18 protein-coding genes are annotated in these 19,464 nt (G+C 36.4%); 9 read left to right on the top strand and 9 right to left on the bottom strand.

The genetic code is table 11. From position 1 onward, the window contains the following. Positions 1–79 precede the first annotated feature (79 nt). On the top strand, positions 80–409 hold the full coding sequence (locus tag DDF69_RS05695; protein ID WP_034694620.1) for a hypothetical protein: 330 nt from the start codon (positions 80–82) through the stop codon (positions 407–409). A 122-nt stretch (positions 410–531) separates the two neighbouring features. On the opposite strand, the gene DDF69_RS05700 is transcribed toward DDF69_RS05695, so the two are convergent. The 4 genes from DDF69_RS05700 to rmuC all read right to left on the bottom strand — a co-directional run bounded on the left by DDF69_RS05700 (position 532) and on the right by rmuC (position 4,559). Beyond that, entirely contained in the window at positions 532–1,299 is a 768-nt protein-coding gene (locus DDF69_RS05700) for a TrmH family RNA methyltransferase (protein ID WP_114819924.1), read from the bottom strand. Positions 1,300–1,319: 20 nt separating this feature from the next. Beyond that, positions 1,320–2,111, bottom strand: a complete 792-nt coding sequence (locus DDF69_RS05705) for a CPBP family intramembrane glutamic endopeptidase (RefSeq protein WP_114819925.1) — start codon at positions 2,109–2,111, stop codon at positions 1,320–1,322. A gap of 90 nt (positions 2,112–2,201) precedes the next feature. Continuing rightward, positions 2,202–3,041: a LytTR family DNA-binding domain-containing protein gene (locus DDF69_RS05710; RefSeq protein ID WP_114819926.1), complete on the bottom strand. Its 840-nt coding sequence runs from the start codon at positions 3,039–3,041 to the stop codon at positions 2,202–2,204. Positions 3,042–3,053: 12 nt separating this feature from the next. Then, entirely contained in the window at positions 3,054–4,559 is a 1,506-nt protein-coding gene (gene rmuC, locus DDF69_RS05715) for a DNA recombination protein RmuC (RefSeq protein ID WP_114819927.1), read from the bottom strand. Between the two features lie 200 nt (positions 4,560–4,759). Here rmuC and DDF69_RS05720 point away from each other — a divergent pair, with 200 nt between their 5' ends. From DDF69_RS05720 to DDF69_RS05740, 5 genes are all read left to right on the top strand, one after another. Then, positions 4,760–5,440, top strand: a complete 681-nt coding sequence (locus DDF69_RS05720) for a response regulator transcription factor (RefSeq protein WP_114819928.1) — start codon at positions 4,760–4,762, stop codon at positions 5,438–5,440. Continuing rightward, positions 5,437–6,801 (top strand): sensor histidine kinase, encoded by a 1,365-nt coding sequence (locus DDF69_RS05725; protein ID WP_114819929.1) that lies wholly within the window; start codon positions 5,437–5,439, stop codon positions 6,799–6,801. The genes DDF69_RS05720 and DDF69_RS05725 overlap by 4 nt, the downstream gene beginning before the upstream one ends. A gap of 330 nt (positions 6,802–7,131) precedes the next feature. Then, complete coding sequence (locus DDF69_RS05730; RefSeq protein ID WP_114819930.1) at positions 7,132–8,406, top strand: TolC family protein; 1,275 nt, start codon at positions 7,132–7,134, stop codon at positions 8,404–8,406. 3 nt (positions 8,407–8,409) lie between these two features. Further along, on the top strand, positions 8,410–9,525 hold the full coding sequence (locus DDF69_RS05735) for an efflux RND transporter periplasmic adaptor subunit (protein ID WP_114819931.1): 1,116 nt from the start codon (positions 8,410–8,412) through the stop codon (positions 9,523–9,525). Then, positions 9,525–12,623 carry an efflux RND transporter permease subunit gene (locus DDF69_RS05740; protein WP_114819932.1) on the top strand — a complete coding sequence of 1,033 codons (3,099 nt, stop codon included), beginning with the start codon at positions 9,525–9,527 and terminating at the stop codon, positions 12,621–12,623. Before DDF69_RS05735 ends, DDF69_RS05740 begins: the two co-directional genes overlap by 1 nt. A 59-nt stretch (positions 12,624–12,682) precedes the next feature. Here the strand turns inward: DDF69_RS05740 and DDF69_RS05745 are convergent, their stop codons facing one another. After that, a complete protein-coding gene (locus DDF69_RS05745) occupies positions 12,683–13,438 on the bottom strand; it encodes a DUF5995 family protein (protein WP_114819933.1) in 756 nt (251 codons plus the stop codon). Between the two features lie 204 nt (positions 13,439–13,642). After that, positions 13,643–13,897 (bottom strand): hypothetical protein, encoded by a 255-nt coding sequence (locus DDF69_RS05750; RefSeq protein ID WP_114819934.1) that lies wholly within the window; start codon positions 13,895–13,897, stop codon positions 13,643–13,645. A 317-nt stretch (positions 13,898–14,214) separates the two neighbouring features. Here DDF69_RS05750 and DDF69_RS05755 point away from each other — a divergent pair, with 317 nt between their 5' ends. After that, positions 14,215–15,615 (top strand): MAC/perforin domain-containing protein, encoded by a 1,401-nt coding sequence (locus DDF69_RS05755; RefSeq protein ID WP_114819935.1) that lies wholly within the window; start codon positions 14,215–14,217, stop codon positions 15,613–15,615. Positions 15,616–15,758: 143 nt separating this feature from the next. On the opposite strand, the gene DDF69_RS05760 is transcribed toward DDF69_RS05755, so the two are convergent. The 3 genes from DDF69_RS05760 to DDF69_RS05770 all read right to left on the bottom strand — a co-directional run bounded on the left by DDF69_RS05760 (position 15,759) and on the right by DDF69_RS05770 (position 18,107). Next, on the bottom strand, positions 15,759–16,229 hold the full coding sequence (locus DDF69_RS05760) for a YciI family protein (RefSeq protein WP_114819936.1): 471 nt from the start codon (positions 16,227–16,229) through the stop codon (positions 15,759–15,761). A gap of 127 nt (positions 16,230–16,356) precedes the next feature. Beyond that, complete coding sequence (pncB, locus tag DDF69_RS05765) at positions 16,357–17,535, bottom strand: nicotinate phosphoribosyltransferase (RefSeq protein ID WP_114819937.1); 1,179 nt, start codon at positions 17,533–17,535, stop codon at positions 16,357–16,359. 95 nt (positions 17,536–17,630) lie between these two features. Then, on the bottom strand, positions 17,631–18,107 hold the full coding sequence (locus DDF69_RS05770; protein WP_114819938.1) for a Dps family protein: 477 nt from the start codon (positions 18,105–18,107) through the stop codon (positions 17,631–17,633). A 442-nt stretch (positions 18,108–18,549) separates the two neighbouring features. On the opposite strand from DDF69_RS05770, the gene rpsL reads away from it, so the two are divergent. Further along, positions 18,550–18,963, top strand: a complete 414-nt coding sequence (rpsL, locus tag DDF69_RS05775) for a 30S ribosomal protein S12 (protein ID WP_002983146.1) — start codon at positions 18,550–18,552, stop codon at positions 18,961–18,963. A gap of 23 nt (positions 18,964–18,986) precedes the next feature. After that, positions 18,987–19,463, top strand: a complete 477-nt coding sequence (gene rpsG, locus DDF69_RS05780) for a 30S ribosomal protein S7 (protein WP_062673583.1) — start codon at positions 18,987–18,989, stop codon at positions 19,461–19,463. The last annotated feature ends 1 nt before the right edge of the window (position 19,464 follow it).

The following is a 19,464-nucleotide window of genomic DNA, read 5'->3' on the forward strand; positions in this document are numbered from 1 at the left end:
TCTACCTTTGTCTTGTTCAAATAACAGAACAGAAGAAAATTTTATAAAACAATATTAACAAAATTAAATTTAATTTATTATGAAAAAGTCATTATTCGTAGCTGCTATCGCTGCAATCTCTCTAGTTGCTTGTAAAAAAACTGAAGCTACTGCTACTGAAGGTACAACTGATTCTGCTGCTGCTACTGTAGCTGATTCTGCTGCTGTAGTTTCTGATTCAGCTGCTAAAGTTGTTGATTCTGCTGCAACTACTGCTGTAGAAGCTACTAAAGATGCTGCTGCTGCTACTACTGCTGCTGGTGCTGAAGTTGCTAAAGATGCTGCTAAAGGTGCTGCTGACGCTGCTAAAGGTGCTGCTGATGCTGCTAAAGGAGCTGCTGATGCTGCTAAAGATGCTGCTAAGAAATAATTCTAGCATACGCTTAACAATAAAAGAACCGTTTCACCCAGTGAAACGGTTTTTTTATGCTTAGTCATTGCGAGCCGAAGGCGAAGCAATCACTTTTATATCAAAATCAGATCGGGAATAGATTATCCCTTCTTTTGTTTCAGAGATTCATAGCACGTAATTGCTACTGCATTACTCAGGTTCAAAGAATCAATACTTCCAGCCATAGGAATTAACGTGTTTTTTCCTTTTCCAATCCAGAAATCACTCAATCCGGAATGTTCCGTCCCGAATAATACCGCAGAACGCTGCTTGAAATCTCTCTTATAAAGATCTTCCGCACTTTCGTCCATAAGCGTTGTGTAGATATTGAAGCTGTTTTTTTGCAGAAATTCCAAGGTTTCTTCATTCTCAGCCTGATAGACTTCCATTCCGAAAAGGCAGCCAACACTGGATCTGATGACATTCGGATTATAAAAATCGGTTTTTCCGTCTGCAACAATCAGTGCATCGACTCCAAAAGCTTCACAACTTCTTAAAATAGCACCAAGATTTCCCGGTTTTTCTACGCCTTCAACAATAATTACCGTAGAATCTTCTTTAGGAACAAAGGTTGAAAGCGGAGTTTCTTTTGCCTGGTAGATGCCGATAATTCCTTCAGAACTTCCTCTGTAAGCAATTTTTTCATAGACTTTTTCACTTACATAATGGATTTTTCCATCAGGAAGAGTTCCTTTGAAGATATTTTCAGAGATAAAGAACTCCAGCGGCTCAAAATCATACCGCATGGCTCTTTCATTTTCCTGCTGGCCCTCTACCACAAAAACTTTTGATTTTTTACGAAACCTGTTGTCAGTAAGGAGCTTAGTGACGTTTTTTATTTTATCGTTTTGAAAACTTTCTATCAACATGCTGCAAAATTATGCAAAATTTATGATTGAACTTCTCTGGTTTTGATAAAAAGACTTTTCCACGTAATCTCCATTGGAATTTTATTTTTCCTTTTATAATAGATGACCGCTAAGATCAGGACGATAATGGATAGAAGTTTATAGAGATTTCCATAGAAGTTTCCGGAAACATTTTCCGATACATTAAAGATTTCCCAGTACAGATTCATAAAAAAATGAAGGAAAATTGCGGTCCATAAGTTGTATTCCGATTCAAAATATGCCCAGGCGAAGAATATTGATCCTAAAAATGTAATGGCAAATATCTCAACAAGTTCCGTTATATTTTGACTTTGGTAGATATGTACCTGTGCAAATAATAGTGAACCCAATAAGGCAGATGATAAAAATCCAAGCCGTGTAAATCTGTATAGTATTCCAATAAGAAAAGCTCTGAAAATAAATTCTTCAAAAAATGCTGATGAAAGAGTATTGATAAACAAGGATTCAAAATTTATTTTTAAGATTGGTTTAAAATGAATCAGGTATCCAATGAGCATAGGAGTAGTTCCGGTAAGTGCTAACACAAATCCTTTGATAATGGGTTTGTTTAATGAGAACAGATCAAGGATCTGTTTTTGGGGTAACAGAATTTTTAAGGTGACTATCAATGGAATTAATGTTACCGAATAAGCAATTATATGGGCTATTGCTTTACTGTGAAACAAATCTTTTGAGAAAGTCTGTATGGTTTTAAAAAAGAGAAAATCAAAGAAATAATAGGTTGTAAATCCTAGAATAAAGATTAAAAAGAAGCGGATGTTTTTACTCATAACTGTTAATTTTGAGCAAAAATGTAGCTTTAAATCAATGCTTTCAACTTAATGTGATGAATGACAAAGAATAGTGACGAATGACAAAATTTATAGATTTTGCTGCTGTAACTGAGGAATAATTGAAGGAATAAAACTTCTTGAAACAGGAATTTCAAAATCAATTTTGGGAAGAATTAATTTATAACCCTGAGCATTTCCTTTGATTTTCTTTACCCTTCCAAGGTTGACAATATAAGAACGGTGGCATTTTTTGACAGAACCTGTTTCGATTTGTTGTAAAACATTGGCTAAACTTATTCTGATCAATGCTTTTTGTAAGCTGTTGTTCTCTAAAAAGTAAAATGTACAATAATTTTCCATAGACTGAACGAATAGAAAATCGTTCTCATTAATGATAAGTTCTGTATTTTGTGCCGTTATTTTTAACAGATTTTGTCGTTGTTCAGAAGCCGAAACGGGAAGATGTTGAGAAATATCGCGGGCTTTCTTTTCATGAATATTCTTTAAATAGATGTACCGTGATAAAATATAGATGATTGAAATAGGAATTCCGACAGCCAAAGTATACAGGAACATATAAAAGTAATTGACTATATCCAGCTTTACATGGCTCAAGAATAATGAATTGTAAAAGTAGGATAAAACAGAACCCAGAAATAGGATGAGAGTTATTTTTAAGAGTTCAGAACCAATATTCCAGTTGCTGAAACGGGAAGTTGTAAGATTGGCCATTAAAAATGCCATTCCAAAAATAATGCAATAGGGAAAAAGTAATACAAATTTATAGGGATGCTGAAAATTTTCGGTACCAAAAGGCTGAAAAATAATCAGAAACAAATAGACAGCAATTCCTGCTCCCAGTGAAGAAACGAAAATTTCTTTGAAAGATTCAGACTTTGGGTATGGATATGCAGCAAATGAAAACATAAAACCTGGGATTTAGCTTTCTGATGGTTCAATAAAATTACCGTTGTCGATAAGACTTTGAGGCAGGTCTTTTTTATTTTTAATTCCAAGTGACTTCAATTTCTGCGTCTGGATCACCAGGTTGTCATTTCCGGTATGAAGCTGTTTGTAAGCATCATTGAATACATTTTTCGCCTGATCCAGATTTCGGCCTACTTTTTCCAGATTTTCTACAAAACCTACGAATTTGTCATAGAGTCTGGCTCCACGATCAGCAATTTCAATAGAATTCCGGTTTTGATATTCACGCTTCCAAAGATCGGCAATCAGCTTAAGAGAAGTGATCAGATTACTTGGATTCAACAACAGTATTCTTCTTTCGTAAGCATAGTTCCAAAGGTTCTGGTCTGCCTGCATTGCTGCAATATAAGCCGGTTCACTCGGAATAAACATCATCACGAAATCCAATGATTTTCCATAATCGTCATAGGCTTTTTGACTGAGTTGATTAATATGATTTTTAATTGAACCAAGATGCTGGCTCAATTTTATCGCATAAACATCTGCATCAGTTTCATCTACCAATTCTGTGAAAGCAGTCAGAGATACTTTTGAATCAATAATAACATTCCTTTCGTCAGGGTATTTTACAACGGCATCAGGACGCATTTTCTTTCCGGAGAATTCTGAAAACAGAGCTTTATTGTCTTCATCGCGTAATTCATGCTCAAGGAAATATTCTCTTCCTTTTACCAGTCCGGATTTTTCAAGAATGCTTTCCAGAATCATCTCACCCCAGTTCCCCTGGGTTTTACTTTCTCCTTTCAGGGCGCGGGTTAATTTTTTGGCATCTTCGGAAATCTGCTGGTTCAGTTCCGCCAGTTCTTTTACTTTTTCCGCCAGGGAAAAACGTTCTTTATTTTCCTTTTCATAGGCTTCGTTGACTTTATTTTTTAAATCCGCGATTTTCTCCTGAAAAGGTTCAAGGATATTTTTTAAGTTATTTTGATTTAAGGCAGTAAACTTTTCAGTTTTTTCTTCTAAAATTTTATTGGCAAGGTTTTCAAACTGAAGTTTAGAATCTTCCTGAATCTTGACAATTTCTTCTTTCTGGGTGTCAAGAGATTGCTGAAGACCTTCATTTTTAGCCGAAAGCTCAGAATTTTTAGCAAAAAGAGTCTGTTTTTCAAGAATGTGAGTGTCTATCTGAGAAGTCTGTCTCTGATTGATTTGTTTCAATTCCTGAAACTGAAGATTTAACGATGAATATTCGGCCGATATTTTAGAAAATTCATTTTTCAGGTCATCCAAAAGATCCTGCTGCAGCATATTGGCTTCTTTTTCTTTACTGATATTCTGATGAAGCTCCTGAATTTTCAGGTTTGAATTTTCAAGATCAGATTGATTTTTTATAGATAAGGTGTTCAGTGCATCATAAGAACTTCTTGAGACCATTGATGATTTCAAGGCAAAATATAATATAACAGCGCCAAGTATACCACCGGCAATCAATCCAATAATTAAATATATCATCTCCATCTTCCAAAATTATGAAAAAAGGTCGGAAGCTGGAAGCGGGATGTCGGAAGTTCCTTTTGGACAGATAAGAACTGACTGCTTTTTTTAAAGGTAAATAAAATGGAAACTATTGCTTTATAAAATTCTATTACTTCTCTCTTCCAGCCCCATCTTCCTTTCTGAATTAGAATACCTATATTTATGGGAAATTTCAGAGACTTATGAATATTTTGTTGGTAGAAGATGATCAAAGAATCAGCAATTTTCTGATTAAAGGCCTTTCTGAGGCTGGCTATAATACGACCCTTGCAGATTCCGGTGAAAAGGCGCGTGAGCTTATTCATACCTATGATTTTGATATTATTTTAATGGATATCATGCTTCCAGGGCTTGATGGAATGCAGCTTACCCAGATTATCAGATTTAAAGGAAACTATACCCCGATTTTGGTTTTAAGTGCGCTGAACAGTCCTGATGATAAAATCAAAATGCTCGATATGGGCGCTGATGATTATTTATCCAAACCCTTCCATTTTGAAGAACTGATTTCAAGGATTAAAGCCTTAACCAGAAGAAATAAAATGAGCTACCAAAAGGAGGATCAATATTTATCATGTGGAAATATCGTCATTGATACGGATCTTCATAAAGTAACTCAGAATGACAAGGAAATAGAATTTTCCCCTACGGAATACAAATTGTTTACTTTCCTGATGGAGAATAAAAATAAAGTATTGAGCAGAACCCAGATTTTACATAAAGTATGGGGAATTGATTTCGATAATACAACGAATGTAGTGGATGTTTATATTTCCTATGTCCGTAATAAGATTGATGAGACCGAACAGAAAATTATTCATACAGTAAAAGGAACCGGATATTTGATCAAAGACTCAAAATGACGCTCAGAAACAGATTTACCCTTATTTCAAGCCTGTCGTTCGGCATTGTTTCTATCATCACATCTGCGGTGATATTTTTTGCCTACTATGACAGCACCAAGATTTTTTATTTTGAAAAACTGAGAAATACGGCTCTTATCTCTGCTATTTATTATCTCGAAAAAGACGAACTCCCGAAAGACCGACATGCCCAGATCAAAAAAGAATACAATCATCTGATTCAGAATAACAGGGTAGCGGTTTATAATCAGAATAATGAAGTTACTTTTGGACACAATCTGAATGATAAGAATATAAAACTTTCCCATTTACAGGCTGTACGAAGCAATAAAGGAATACAGTTTATGTCTGATAATCAATTCTACTACGGGATTTTTTATCCGGATAATCAGGGAGATTTTGTTGTTTTTGTGAAATCTTCCAACGATTCTTTCCAGTCGCAGATTCTGAGATTGGCTATTATCATGCTTTCGGTGCTTGTAATTGGACTGCTTGCCATCTATTTTCTGAGCAGATATCTTTCCAAGGTGGTTTATAAACCTATTTCCAATGTGGTAGAACGGATCAATAAAGTGGAGTATAATAACATTTCTACGGCAATTATTACTTCTACTAATACCAATGACGAGATTGAAGATCTGATAAAGTCCTATAATAAACTACTGGGTAGAATCTCTGAAAATGTACTCCTGCAGCAGAACTTTATCAATTATGTTTCCCATGAATTTAAAACACCCTTAGCTGCAATTTCCGGAAATCTGGAAGTGTTTGCCCAAAAAGACCGTACGCCGCAAGAATATAGAGAAGTAGCAAAAGAGTCATTGGAAAACGTGTATGAGATTGAAAATATTCTGAACAACCTTTTACTGATGTCCGGAATGACAAAGCTGGAATCTTCTCACAAACCCATGAGAGTAGATGAGCTGATCTGGAAGATTTATGAAAAACTGGAGCCCAAAGCAAAGGAAAACCATTCATCCATTAAAATACAGCTTCAGGTAACAAAACCTGCTTTGCTGGAATTTCCGGGAAACGAAACACTTCTCTATCTTGCGTTATATAATATTGTAGAAAATGCCATCAAATATTCCTATGATAAACCTGTAGTGATTATATTATCAGAAAAAGACAACCAGTTGTTTATTGAGGTCAGAGATGAAGGAAGAGGAATTCCGTCTGATGATCTTGTGAAAATATCTGAAACTTTCTACAGAGGAAAAAACGTAGATACTGTGAAAGGAAGTGGAATTGGCTTGTCTCTTTCAAAAAGTATCTTTGATCATCATCATATTGTAATGAGAATTGATTCTACAGTCAATGTGGGAACCAATGTCCTTCTTGAATTTCCTGCTCATTCCTGATTTTTTTCTCGCAGATTTTGCTGATTGAGCAGATTCATAATCTTAGATTAATTTAAAATCTTATTAAGAACATATTCATAATAACGAAATCTGCGTTATCTGCAAAATCTGCGCGAGAGTAAAAATATTCAATAGGAGCGGGTTTTAACCCGCTTACAAAATACAATCAAAATCCTTCGGCTTTAGCGAAAACATACCAATTCAAACACAATTCCCAGGAATAAAAAAAGTTCTAATCAAACTCTAATGTTGAACTAACCGAATTTTAATTTTCTTTACAATTCCCTCTAATATTAGACAAATAGCTTTGTGGTCTTAAAATAAGAGACTTTGAAAAAGCTATTTTTTACACTATTTTATATTCATTGTTTCAGTTTCTTTTCCGCACAGATTTCAGATACCCTGAAAATTGGAAGGAAGGAAGCTGAAACTATTTTTCTGGCTAAAAACCTTGACCTGATTGCTCAGAAGCTGGAAATTTCACAAGCTGAAGCAAGAGCAGTACAGGCGAAATACTGGCCTAATCCTACATTAAGCATCAGTGAAGTTAATCTATGGAGAACTTATGACATAGAAGAGCAGCCTGCCCTTATCGGAAACTGGGGAAAGAATACCCAGATTTCTGCGGAAATAGAACAGGTAATTCAGACTGCGGGTAAAAGACGAAAAAATATTGAACTCCAGAAAATAGAAGTGGAAGTAGAGAAGTATGAACTGCAGGAAGTTCTGCGTGAACTTAAAAAGACCCTCAGAAATACCATTACTGAAGTTCTTTACAATCAGGAACAGCAGAAAATTTATCTGGGACAGATTGCTTCCATTGAAAAATTAACAAAATCCTATAATAATCAGTTAAACCTCGGGAATATCAGTAAAGCTGAATATGTCCGCTTAAAAGCCCAGGAGATTGAATTCAAAAAGAAACTGGTTTCATTGAAGCAGGAAATCGAAGAGCAGCAGGTAGAACTGAAAGCTTTATTAATGCTGCCTTCTCAAACGCATCTGGAGATTTCAGATTCATTTGTCATGCCCGAAAAACAACTATCAGAACTGGAAGTGAACCAATGGATAGACAAGGCAAAAGAAAACCGCCCTGATATCATGATCTCGAAAAACAAAGAGAAACATGCTGCCAAAAACCTGGAAATTCAAAATGCCATGAAAACTCCTGACGTTGCGGTTTCCATAGGGTACGACCGCGGAGGGAATATTATGAAAGACTTTATAGGATTAGGAGTTTCTATGGATCTGCCCATTTTCGACCGTAACAAAGGAAATATTCAGGAAGCTAAGCTCGAAATTGAGAAAAGTAAACTGGAGACCCGCAAAAACATGCTGAAATCTGAGAACGAAATTGTCTCTGTTTTCAGAAATTATATCAGAACACAACAGGTTTCAGAAGAGATTGATGATAATTATGAATCTACACTGGACGGTCTGCTGGTAAGCCATGAGAAGAATTTCAGACTAAGAAATATCAGCATGCTGGAGTACATGGATTTTCTGGATACCTACATCGGAAATAAAATGATCATCCTGGACACTAAAAAAGAATTGAATCAATACTACGAAAACCTGCAGTATGTTGTAGGACAAGATTTATAAGATATGAACAAAAATATTACTAAATACACTGCTGCAGCTTATCTGTCTGCCCTCATCATTTTTACAGGCTGTGCCGGAAAACAGGAAAATAAGGAAGCCGAAAAAGGCTACTGCATCAGCAAAGAACTCAAAAAAGATATTAAACTGGCCCAGGCAGAACTGCTTCCCATAGAAGAAAGTATCACCCTTACAGGAGAAGTGGAAAGCAATTCTGATAAAACAGTTCCTTTTGTAAGCCTTGTAGACGGAGTGGTGATAGATACTTACTTCTCACTGGGTGATTATGTGAAAAAAGGACAAACGCTGGCAAGTGTAAAAAGTACAGCTGTGAATGAAATGCAGGATGATACTCAAACTTTACAGGCTCAGCTGGCAGTGGCGAAAAGAAAGCTGTCTTCCGTAGAAGCCATGTATAAAGATGATATTGCCTCTCAGAAAGATTTGCAGGAAGCGCGTTCTGAAGTAGCCATACTGCAATCCAATATTTCCAAGACACAGAAAAATATGCAGCTGTATTCCGCAGGAAGAAATACCATTCAGATAAAAGCTCCGGCAGACGGATACGTTATTTCAAAAAATATTTCCAAAGGAATGCCTGTTACTGCAGGAGGAGATCAGCTGTTTACGATTTCCAATCTGGATAAAGTATGGGTAATGGCCAATGTGTATGCTACCAATATGAGACACGTGTATGTAGATCAGCCGGTAGTGGTGAAAACGCTTGCTTATCCGGACGACAGCTTTTCAGGAAAAATCAATAATATTTCTCAGGTTTTTAATGAAAATGAAAGAGTACTGAAGGCTAAAATCATTATGGATAATAACGGAATGAAGCTAAGGCCGGGAATGTCTGCAGATGTTGTATTGCCAGTGAATTCACAAAATAAAAGCGCCCTGGCTATTCCTGCGAAATCTTTAATCTTTGATAACAACCAAAGCTATGTAGTGGTGTATAAAAAAGACTGTGAACTGGAGATCAGACCCGTAACAGAGATTGCTTCCAACAGCCAGTATATTTATGTAGAAGGCAATTTAAAACCAGGTGAAAATATCATTGCTTCCAACGGACTATTGATTTATGAAAACCTGAAAAACCAATTAAATAATTCCACGAAGTAATGCGAAAATTTGTACAGAATATAGTTTCCTTCTCGTTAAAAAACTCACTGATTGTTCTTTTGGGAACTTTTCTTTTGCTGGCCGGAGGAATCTATTCCTATATGCATACGCCCATTGAAGCATTTCCGGATGTTACCAATACAAGGGTAAGAGTGATTACCCAGTGGCCGGGAAGAAGTGCTGAAGAAATAGAAAAATTTGTCACTTTACCCATTTCCAAGGAAATGAATGCCATCCCGAATAAAACATCGGTGCGTTCCATTTCCTTATTTGGATTGTCTGTGGTGACGGTTATTTTTGATGATCATGTGAATGATTTTTATGCCCAGCAATATGCTTCCAATAAACTCGGAAATGTAGAACTTCCAGCCGGAGCAGAATATAGTATTGAGCCTCCTTCGGGAGCTACCGGTGAAATTTACAGATATATTATTAAAAGTAAACTTCCCATCAAAGAAGTAACCGCTATTCAGGATTGGGTAGTGGAAAGAGAATTGCTTGCCGTTCCCGGAGTGGCGGATGTGGTGAGCTTTGGTGGAGAAGAGAAGACCTATGAAATAAAAATTAATCCTACGGAATTACATAATTACGACCTTTCCCCCCTGGATGTGTATGAAGCGGTTTCGAAGAGTAATATCAATGTAGGAGGTGATGTAGTGGCAAAAGGTGATCAGGCTTATGTAGTGCGGGGGATCGGTCTTTTGGAGAAAAAAGAAGATATTGAGAATATTCAGATCGAGGTCAAAGGTTCTACGCCTATTCTGGTGAAACACGTAGCGGAAGTAAAAGTTTCTGCAAAACCTAGATTGGGGCAGGTAGGATACAACAAAGAAAATGATGTTGTAGAAGGAATTGTGATCATGCTTCGGGGTGAAAACCCTAGTGAAGTCATTGCAAGACTGAAAGACAGAATAGAAGAATTAAATGGGGGAGAGCTTCCCGGTGACGTACAGATTGTTCCGATTATCGACCGTACAGAGCTTGTGAACACAACGGTTCATACCGTTTCCAAAAACCTTATTGAAGGAGTTATTCTCGTTTCCATTATTGTATTTATTTTCCTTTACAACTGGAGAACCACTTTTATTGTAGCATCTGTGATTCCTCTGTCTTTCCTGTTTGCTATTATTATGTTGAAAATTCAGGGTCTGCCGGCCAACCTGATTTCCATGGGAGCGCTGGACTTTGGATTGCTTCTGGAAGGAACACTGGTTATTGTCGAACATGTCTTTGTCGCCCTCGAACTTAAAGCGAAAAAAATTGGACTGCGGAGATTTAATAAAATTTCAAAACTGGGAATCATCAAGAAAAGCGCAGGAAGCGTAGCAAGCTACATTTTCTTTGCCCTGTTGATTCTGATTGTTGCCCTGATGCCGATTTTCTCTTTCCAGAAAGTAGAAGGAAAAATGTTCTCACCATTAGCATTTACACTTGGGTATGCATTATTGGGATCATTGATTTTAAGTTTGACTTACGTTCCGGCAATGTGTAAGCTGCTATTGACTAAAAATATTGAAGAGAAAGAAAACTTTATTTCAAGATTCTTCAGAGTTAATATTTATAGGATCTATGAATTCAGTGACCGTCATAAAAAAGGATTTATCATTGGTTTCGTTGCCTTGCTTGCTGTTTGTGGATGGAGATTTTCCAATTACGGATCCGAATTCTTACCCAAACTGAATGAAGGTGCTATCTACGTAAGAGCCACTCTTCCCAACAGTGTCAACCTGGATGAATCTGTACGATTGACTAAAGAGATGAAAGAGATTCTCATGAAGTATGATGAAGTAAAATTTGTCATGACCCAGACCGGACGTCCCAATGACGGAACCGATCCCACCGGATTCTTTAATATCGAATTTAATATTCAGCTGAAACCGGAAAATGAATGGAAGAAAAAAATATCCAAAGAAGAACTCCTTGAAGAAATGAGAGTTTCCCTTGAAAGATTTCCGGGTATCAATTTTGGATTCAGCCAGCCGATTCAGGATAATGTGGAAGAATATGTAGCAGGAGTAAAAGCTCCGCTGGTCATTAAAATTTTTGGAAATGATCTTTTCGAACTTGAAAATTATGCCAATAAAGTAGCCAACTCCATCAGAACAGTTCCGGGAATATCGGATGTGAATGTTTTCAAAAATATAGGACTTCCGGAGTTGAGAATACAGCTTCACGATTCCAAAATGGCAAAATATGGTGTTTCCACAGCAGATGCCCAGGCAGTCATCGAAATGACGATCGGAGGGCAGGCTGCCACCAAATTTTACGAAGAAGAAAGAATGTTTGACGTAATGCTTAGGTTCGAAAAAGATTACAGAGATACGCCGGAAAAGATGGGGAACATTCTCATTCCGACTCAGGATAATAAAAAGGTTCCATTGAAAGAAATTGCAACCATTGATTATCATACCGGACCGTCATTTATTTATCGTGAAGGAAACAGCAGATATATCGGAGTTGGATTTAATATTGAAGGTCGAGATTTGGGTAGCACTATCAAAGAAGCAAAAGCCAAGGTAGATAAGGAAGTAAAGCTTCCGAAGAATCATAAAATGACCTGGGCCGGAGAGTTTGAAAGTAAAGAAAGAGCCGCAAAACAACTGGCTATGGTGGTACCGATTTCTTTAGTTCTTATTCTGATGCTGTTGTATTTCAACTTCGGAAACATCAAAGACACGCTGATTTCTTCCATTACATTGGCATTTGCGTTTATCGGAGGATTCTTATCCCTTTGGTTTACGGGAACCATCTTTGGAATTTCAGCAGGAATTGGTTTCATTATCCTTTTCGGAGTGGCCACCATTGATGGTATCGTTCTGATCGGAGTGATGAAGGAAAATCTGCAAAACAGGATGTCACTTAAAGAATCCATAGCCCAGGGAGTGAAAAGCAGAATCCGTCCTGTGGTAATGATTGCCCTGATGGGATCCATGGGACTTCTTCCGGCAGCCATGTCAAACGGAATGGGTTCGGAAATTCAGAAACCTTTAGCCATTATGATTGTTGGCGGGCTGATCGTCTGTATGCTGCTGTCATTTACAATACTACCTATCATTTTCCATTATGCTTACCGTAAAAAGCATAAGGAAGCAATATAGTTTTTTTCATTTTGTTCATTATGAGGCCGGGATCCGTGAGGAAGATCCCGGCCTTTTTGTTATGAGTTTTTTGTAGCTTCTAAAATCTCAATATTTTTTACCACATCACTACTTTCGCAATTTTTTAGTTCTTTTAAAAGGGCAGGAGTGAGTATTTTCGGATTCAGAATTTGGGTGGCAACTTTAGCGGCTGCGTAATCAACAATACCAATCACGGATTCTTTTAAAAAATTCGGTGTATTGGAAGCAATGACTGCTGTTGCCCAGGAAGTGTCTCTTGCCTTGGAGATGGCAAAATCAAGTACAGCATTATCTTTTCCGTTAGAAAGTTTGTCAACAAGATCCACAGGATAACAGATTTTGTTTAAAGAATCCTGTACGTTCTGATTAATGGAAGCAATGACATTATTAATGTTCTCAAAATCTTTTTTTAAAGGATTTATTTTCCTGTAAGGCATAATAGAAGCGGCAGCTACGCCCAGGTCAAGATTGATGTGTGCATTCATCCCAAGGAATATATGCTGCAATATCAAAAGATTCTTGTTTTTGGTGGCTTCAAAAGCGGTATACCAGGAATTGGTACATCTTTCTCCTTTGCTATAGCTTTCCCATGCCTGAAGATACCTTTGGGCAAAAGCAATATCAAGCAATGTCATTCTGGGATTATCTTCAAACCTTTTCTGCTGAATACCTTTCAGAACCTGTGCGGTCATGATTCGGTAAGTACAGGCAAAATATCCAGCGGGACTCTTGTTTTCCTTACACCAGACAATAATTTCATCCAGTTTTTTCAGAACTTCCTCAATGGTTTTCATGATGGTTTTGTTTACTTGAAGATACTAAAAAAGAGGCGTCTCAAAATTGTCATTCTGAACGAAATGTAATGTAGTGAAGAATTTCATGTAGTTGTTTATCAATAAGATTCTTCCTTCGTCAGAAATCGAAGATTCGACGTAGTCAATGACAAAAGCCAATTGTTTGACTTTTGAGACCGCTTCTTTATGTATTGTTCATTCTGATTATGGGGTGATGGTTATCGGATCAGTGATGATAATCGGATCAGGAAAAGGTTCAAGAATAAGTGGCTTGCACATCGCTGCCGGTTGGCAGGTTCCTCCCATGCATATAAAGTTAGTCATTGTGGTAGTGCCGTCAGGACATCTGATCATGCCTTCGCCATGGCATCCCCCCGGACATTCTGCCGGATACAGGGTTCCTCCGAATACATCTTTCAGCTCCGTTCTCGAAAGTTTTGTAATGTTTAATTTTTTCATGAGTTTAATTTTTAATTATGGTATTGGTTTGTTGTAACCCGCTCACAATTAATAGAGTGAGGTGAGTTGTTAATAAGCTAAAATAATTAAATTAATTCATTGGTAAAAGAAATAAGGTTTAAATTTTAAATTTTTTATATGTGTAATCAGTTGAAATGAAATAGGTTGTGTTTTAAATGATATACTTATTTCTATGTAAAGAGATATAAGTTGTTTTAGTTTTCTATTGTTAATTGTTTATTAATTCCCTTATTAATGATTTATGTCATTCTGGTTTTGAATGCAAAGAATTAAGTTTGTGCACTTAAAATAAAAATATGAAAAAACTAAGTTTCTTTTTTACCAGTATTGTTTTGCTGTTTTTAACATCCTGCTCTACTGAAGAATTTGAAAATTCTAACCAAAATGAAAACTCAAAAAAAAGCTCAGGGAGAAATTTTGCTAAATTTGCTGGTGATGGCGCTTATGACATCTTAGGATACGGTTATAACGCAACAGGAGAATATGCAAATTCAAACTCCTCAGGATATCAGGTAATTGATCTTGAAAAGTTCAAAAATGAACAGGCAGGAAGATTGATTACTGATAATGTATTTTCTCAGGAATATCTTGAAGAATATGGAGAAAATGCAGAAGCGTATTCAAAAATGGTTTCCACAAAGGTAGGAGCAACAGCAGGATTCTCTTTATTCAAAAAGCTTATTTCGGTTACTTTTAGCTCTTCAGTGAGTAACACGACAACCAATAAATTTGATGCTAAATATATTTATGGAAGCTATAATCTTTTAATTAAACAAAGAAGATTCAGATTTAATGCAACTCCTGTTTTATTATCAGATTATTTGACTCCGGAGTTTATGAGTGATCTACAGGCCAATAGCCCTGCGCAGATTGTAAACGATTATGGAACCCATGTTGCCGTAGATATTTATACAGGTGCTAAGATGGATGTTATGTTTCAGTCTGAAACAACCAATCAAAGCCGTGAAAAAGCAGCCAGAGTGGGAGTTAAAGTAGGGGTGAAAAGTATTTTTGATGCCAATGTTGATAACGACATAGATACTTCAGAATCCAATAAAAACTTTTCCAGAAAATTATCCTTTAAAACCAGAGGAGGAGATCCATCGAAGAGTTTGGTAGGAGAATTGAACCTTGATCAGACGAATCCTAAAATTAATATTTCAAGCTGGCAGAACAGCTCAACACCCACTAATGCGGTATTGGTAGAATTTGGAAGCAATGGTTTGATCCCTCTTTATGAATTTATTAAAGATCCTGTGAAGCAAGCTCAACTGAAAGCTTATATCAATCAATATTTAATTGATAATCAGGTGAGGTTAGATTATACCAATACGGCTAATCTTGTGAATGGTAATTTTGTTAGAAATCCTGCGACCAACCAGATCTTTTTTATGTTTGAAAACAAATTGAGATATATTCAAAGTCCCATGACCCTTTACGGATTATTTAATATTACCAGTGGTGAAATCGCTACAGTGAGCCCAAGTAATTTGTCAACGGTGGAACGCGGAGCAGATTTAACTCCTGATAATGATCTTAAACAGGATAATTATACCAATAAGATCTATATGAGAGAAGGTAATACTTTAAGATATATTCCCAATATTGGTATTTATAATAAATATAGATTTAATAATAATGCAGTTAAAAAAATAAATGGTACCAATGGTTATACAATAGGTAGCGATATTTTTTAATTTAAAATTAGAACTGTAAAAAGAGACTGTCACCAAAGACAGTCTCTTTTTATTTCTCAAATGTTTGCGGATAATTATTTGAATGCAGACGGAATATTTTATGTGTTTATTCCAGGAAAGAAGTTAATTCTTTTCCTCTTTATTTAAGGATTTTCTTTCGAGATTTCATCATGATGCTTAAGATACAATGGCAACGCTGCAGAACCGTACCAAGGGAAAATTTCATAGCTGAATACACCGGCCTGAACTGCAGGATCTGTTTTTACCCATTGTTCAGCTTCTTCTTTAGATTTGGTATTGAAAATAAACATACCGCGGTAGTTTTCCTTATTCTTTTCAAGGAAAGGGCCGGCAACAACAATTTTGCCTTCATTTGCCAGCTTGCCGATATTGGCCATGTGCCCTTTCATGAGTTCGCCCATTTTGGCTTTATCTTCAATTTTAGTAGTGCCTGATGTCAGCATAACAATCGTATAGGGTTTCATCCCATATTTGTCCGCTCCTAAAGAAGTTGCCATTTCCTGGTTATATTTAGGCTTTTCTGCTTTCTTTTCCTGAGAAAAGGAAAATGCTGATAGGAGAAGACCTGCAAGTAGTAAAGTTCTTGATTTCATCTTGTTTTATTTTGATAAATATAATAAATCCTTACAGATTTCTGAAAACTGAATTTTTAAGTGGTGATATGAAACAAAAAAACCTCGATGATTTCGAGGTTTATATGTAATTGTTCTGATGAGGTTATTAATCTTTTATTCTTAAAAATTCTTTAGCCAGTTCGATCATCTTTGGATCACCGGTATATTTACCGTGCTCATCGGAAAGTTTTACTGTAGGAATCCACTCTTTATTGGGAGCCTGTACGCCAATAAGTTTCATGACGATATTCATGGGCTTTAATCCCACATCATTCGTGAGGTTGGTGCCGATTCCGAATGAGATACCAATTTTTCCTCTGCAATAATTGGTGATTTCCTCTACTTTTTCCAGATTTAAAGCATCCGAAAAAATAATATATTTAAACATAGGATTGATGCCATTTCTTTGATAGTGGGCAATGGTTTTATCTGCAAATTCCAGAGCATCTCCACTGTCATGACGAACGCCATCAAAAAGCTTAGCAAATTTTTTGTCAAACTGCTGGAAGAAAACATCGGTAGTATAAGTGTCAGACAAGGCTACTCCAAGATCACCTCTGTAAACATCTACCCAATGTTCCAGTGCCAACTCATTGGCCATCTTGAATCCATATTCAGCTGCGTGGAACATAAACCATTCATGAGCATGCGTTCCGATGGGTTTTACTCCATATTTCATAGCAAAATGAACGTTGGAACTTCCGATAAAAGTAGAGTCTTTTTTCTGGGTTAAAGCTTCCATCACCAGATTTTGTACCTTATAAGAGTGTCTTCTTCTGGTTCCGAATTCGGCAAACGTTACTCCAAGTCTGCCCAATGAGTCTGCCTTCTCTATGGTTTTACTCATTACCACCTCGTTGGAATCTCTTTCCATGTGGTTCATTTCGTAATGGAGTTCGCTGATGAGTGCCAGCAGTGGAACTTCCCAAAGAATGGTTCTGTACCAAAGCCCTTCCACAATGACGGAAAGGTCTCCTCCTTCCTGGTGGATTTTTACTTCAGACGGATCATAATGATAACCTTCTAAAAAATCAAGATAGGGCAGATCTATATAAGGACATGTTCTTGCCATGAACTTTTTTTCATCTTTCGTAAGTTTAAGCTCGGCCATTTTATTGACCGCTTCTCTTAAAGCAGCGTCAAACCCTTCCGGAAAGTGGTGTTTTCCCCTGTTGATAAATTCGTATTTTACAATAGAACTCGGGAATAGTTTTACCACAGCATTCTGCATGGTTATTTTATAGAAATCATTATCAAGGATAGAGTTTAATCTGACGTCGTTCATAATATGTGTAATTTTAACGCAAATATAGAAATAAAAAATAAAATCGCCTAAATGTAAGGCGATTTTTTTGAAATATTTCCATGCTTTTGACGGAGTTATTTTCCAAGATAAGAATTGTACATCCAAACTTCTTTTTCCTGCTCGGTAATATAGTCGCTCATTTGCGAATTTGTACCTTCATCTCCCGCTTGATCTGTAATATCTAAAAGTTCTCTCTGCAGATCAATTACCACTTTGAATGAACTTAGAATCTGTTCCACACTTTTAGTGCCGTCAGTTACTTCTTTACTTTCTTTAATGGTTGCCACCTTTAAGTAATCTGAATAATTATGTGCAGGAGTAGCTCCTAACGTAAGGATTCTTTCTGCAATTTCGTCAATCTTTAATACAAGGCTGTTGTATAATTCTTCAAACTTGGGGTGAAGCGTGAAGAACTGATCACCTTTAATGTTCCAGTGAGAACCTCTTGTGTTCTGATAGAATACAGAATAGTTGGCTAACAGTACATTTAATTTTTCTGAAATGTTCTTACAGTCGGCTTCTTTAAGACCGATAATACTCGCGTTTTTCATATGTATATATTTATTTTTAAAATGAGATACAATCATCACTTCAGTTCAGTAGAGTATGAAACTTTTTTATGATGACTGATGTGTTTATCATTTGTATATCCCAAATTTACGAAATATCGTGCCGAACTCGCTTGATTATTAATAGATCATAACTATTAGAAAGTTTTTAATTATAGTTTGGTTGTATCAGATAAAAACCACAAATCCCTTTATAATTGAAATTGTATTAAATAATAAATTTCATAATTATTTAATATTCATTTTTTAAGCGGTAAGCTCTATTTCTTTTTATCACTTTCCCTCATGTATATTATGGTTCTGCGATGATACTTATGAAAAGCGTTTGATTTGAGATGTAAGTATTTGATTTTAATTTTTATATAAGTGTTTGCAGATTAAAAAAATATTACTATTTTTGCACCCTAAAATAAAAAGCAATTAAATGCCTACTATTCAACAATTAGTAAGAAAAGGAAGAGCCACGCTTGCCAAGAAGAGCAAATCGGCTGCCCTTGATTCTTGTCCACAAAGACGTGGTGTATGTACGAGAGTATATACAACTACACCGAAGAAACCTAACTCTGCACTTAGAAAAGTAGCAAGGGTAAGACTTTCTAACGGTAAAGAAGTTAATGCCTATATCCCGGGCGAAGGACACAATCTTCAGGAGCACTCGATAGTATTGGTTAGAGGCGGAAGGGTGAAAGACCTACCGGGAGTACGTTACCACATCGTAAGAGGTGCATTAGACACCGCTGGTGTAAATGGAAGAACTCAGAGAAGATCTAAGTACGGAGCTAAGAGACCTAAACCAGGACAAGCAGCTGCTGCTCCTGCAAAAGGAAAGAAAAAATAATCATTAAATAAGGTACAAAAGCAATGAGAAAGACAAAAGCGAAAAAAAGACCGTTGTTACCAGATCCGAAATTTAATGATCAATTGGTAACGAGATTCGTAAACAACTTAATGCTTGACGGTAAGAAGTCAATCGCATTCAAAATTTTCTATGATGCATTGGATATCGTAGAAACTAAAAAAGGAGATAACGAAAAAACTGCACTTGAAATCTGGAAAGATGCACTTACAAATGTAATGCCTCACGTAGAAGTACGTTCTAGAAGAGTAGGTGGAGCTAACTTCCAAATCCCTATGCCAATCAGAGCTGATAGAAAAATTTCTATGGCAATGAAATGGTTAATCAAGTATTCTAAAGCTAGAAATGATAAGTCTATGGCTTTGAAATTAGCTAATGAAGTTGTAGCTGCTTCAAGAGAAGAAGGTGCTGCTTTCAAAAAGAAATCTGATACTCACAAAATGGCGGAAGCTAACAAGGCTTTCTCACACTTCAAATTCTAAT

The sequence above is a fragment of the Chryseobacterium sp. KLBC 52 genome, assembly GCF_003347605.1.
Taxonomy (GTDB): Bacteria; Bacteroidota; Bacteroidia; order Flavobacteriales; family Weeksellaceae; genus Chryseobacterium.

Coding starts and splice junctions, on each gene's coding strand:
- DDF69_RS05720 (WP_114819928.1), top strand. CDS start 4,760: ATGAATATTTTGTTGGTAGAAGATGATCAAAGAATCAGCAATTTTCTG.
- DDF69_RS05725 (WP_114819929.1), top strand. CDS start 5,437: ATGACGCTCAGAAACAGATTTACCCTTATTTCAAGCCTGTCGTTCGGC.
- rpsL (WP_002983146.1), top strand. CDS start 18,550: ATGCCTACTATTCAACAATTAGTAAGAAAAGGAAGAGCCACGCTTGCC.
- DDF69_RS05740 (WP_114819932.1), top strand. CDS start 9,525: ATGCGAAAATTTGTACAGAATATAGTTTCCTTCTCGTTAAAAAACTCA.
- DDF69_RS05770 (WP_114819938.1), bottom strand. CDS start 18,107: ATGAAAAACGCGAGTATTATCGGTCTTAAAGAAGCCGACTGTAAGAAC.
- DDF69_RS05695 (WP_034694620.1), top strand. CDS start 80: ATGAAAAAGTCATTATTCGTAGCTGCTATCGCTGCAATCTCTCTAGTT.
- DDF69_RS05745 (WP_114819933.1), bottom strand. CDS start 13,438: ATGAAAACCATTGAGGAAGTTCTGAAAAAACTGGATGAAATTATTGTC.
- rmuC (WP_114819927.1), bottom strand. CDS start 4,559: ATGGAGATGATATATTTAATTATTGGATTGATTGCCGGTGGTATACTT.
- DDF69_RS05700 (WP_114819924.1), bottom strand. CDS start 1,299: ATGTTGATAGAAAGTTTTCAAAACGATAAAATAAAAAACGTCACTAAG.
- DDF69_RS05735 (WP_114819931.1), top strand. CDS start 8,410: ATGAACAAAAATATTACTAAATACACTGCTGCAGCTTATCTGTCTGCC.
- DDF69_RS05750 (WP_114819934.1), bottom strand. CDS start 13,897: ATGAAAAAATTAAACATTACAAAACTTTCGAGAACGGAGCTGAAAGAT.
- DDF69_RS05710 (WP_114819926.1), bottom strand. CDS start 3,041: ATGTTTTCATTTGCTGCATATCCATACCCAAAGTCTGAATCTTTCAAA.
- DDF69_RS05755 (WP_114819935.1), top strand. CDS start 14,215: ATGAAAAAACTAAGTTTCTTTTTTACCAGTATTGTTTTGCTGTTTTTA.
- DDF69_RS05760 (WP_114819936.1), bottom strand. CDS start 16,229: ATGAAATCAAGAACTTTACTACTTGCAGGTCTTCTCCTATCAGCATTT.
- rpsG (WP_062673583.1), top strand. CDS start 18,987: ATGAGAAAGACAAAAGCGAAAAAAAGACCGTTGTTACCAGATCCGAAA.
- pncB (WP_114819937.1), bottom strand. CDS start 17,535: ATGAACGACGTCAGATTAAACTCTATCCTTGATAATGATTTCTATAAA.
- DDF69_RS05705 (WP_114819925.1), bottom strand. CDS start 2,111: ATGAGTAAAAACATCCGCTTCTTTTTAATCTTTATTCTAGGATTTACA.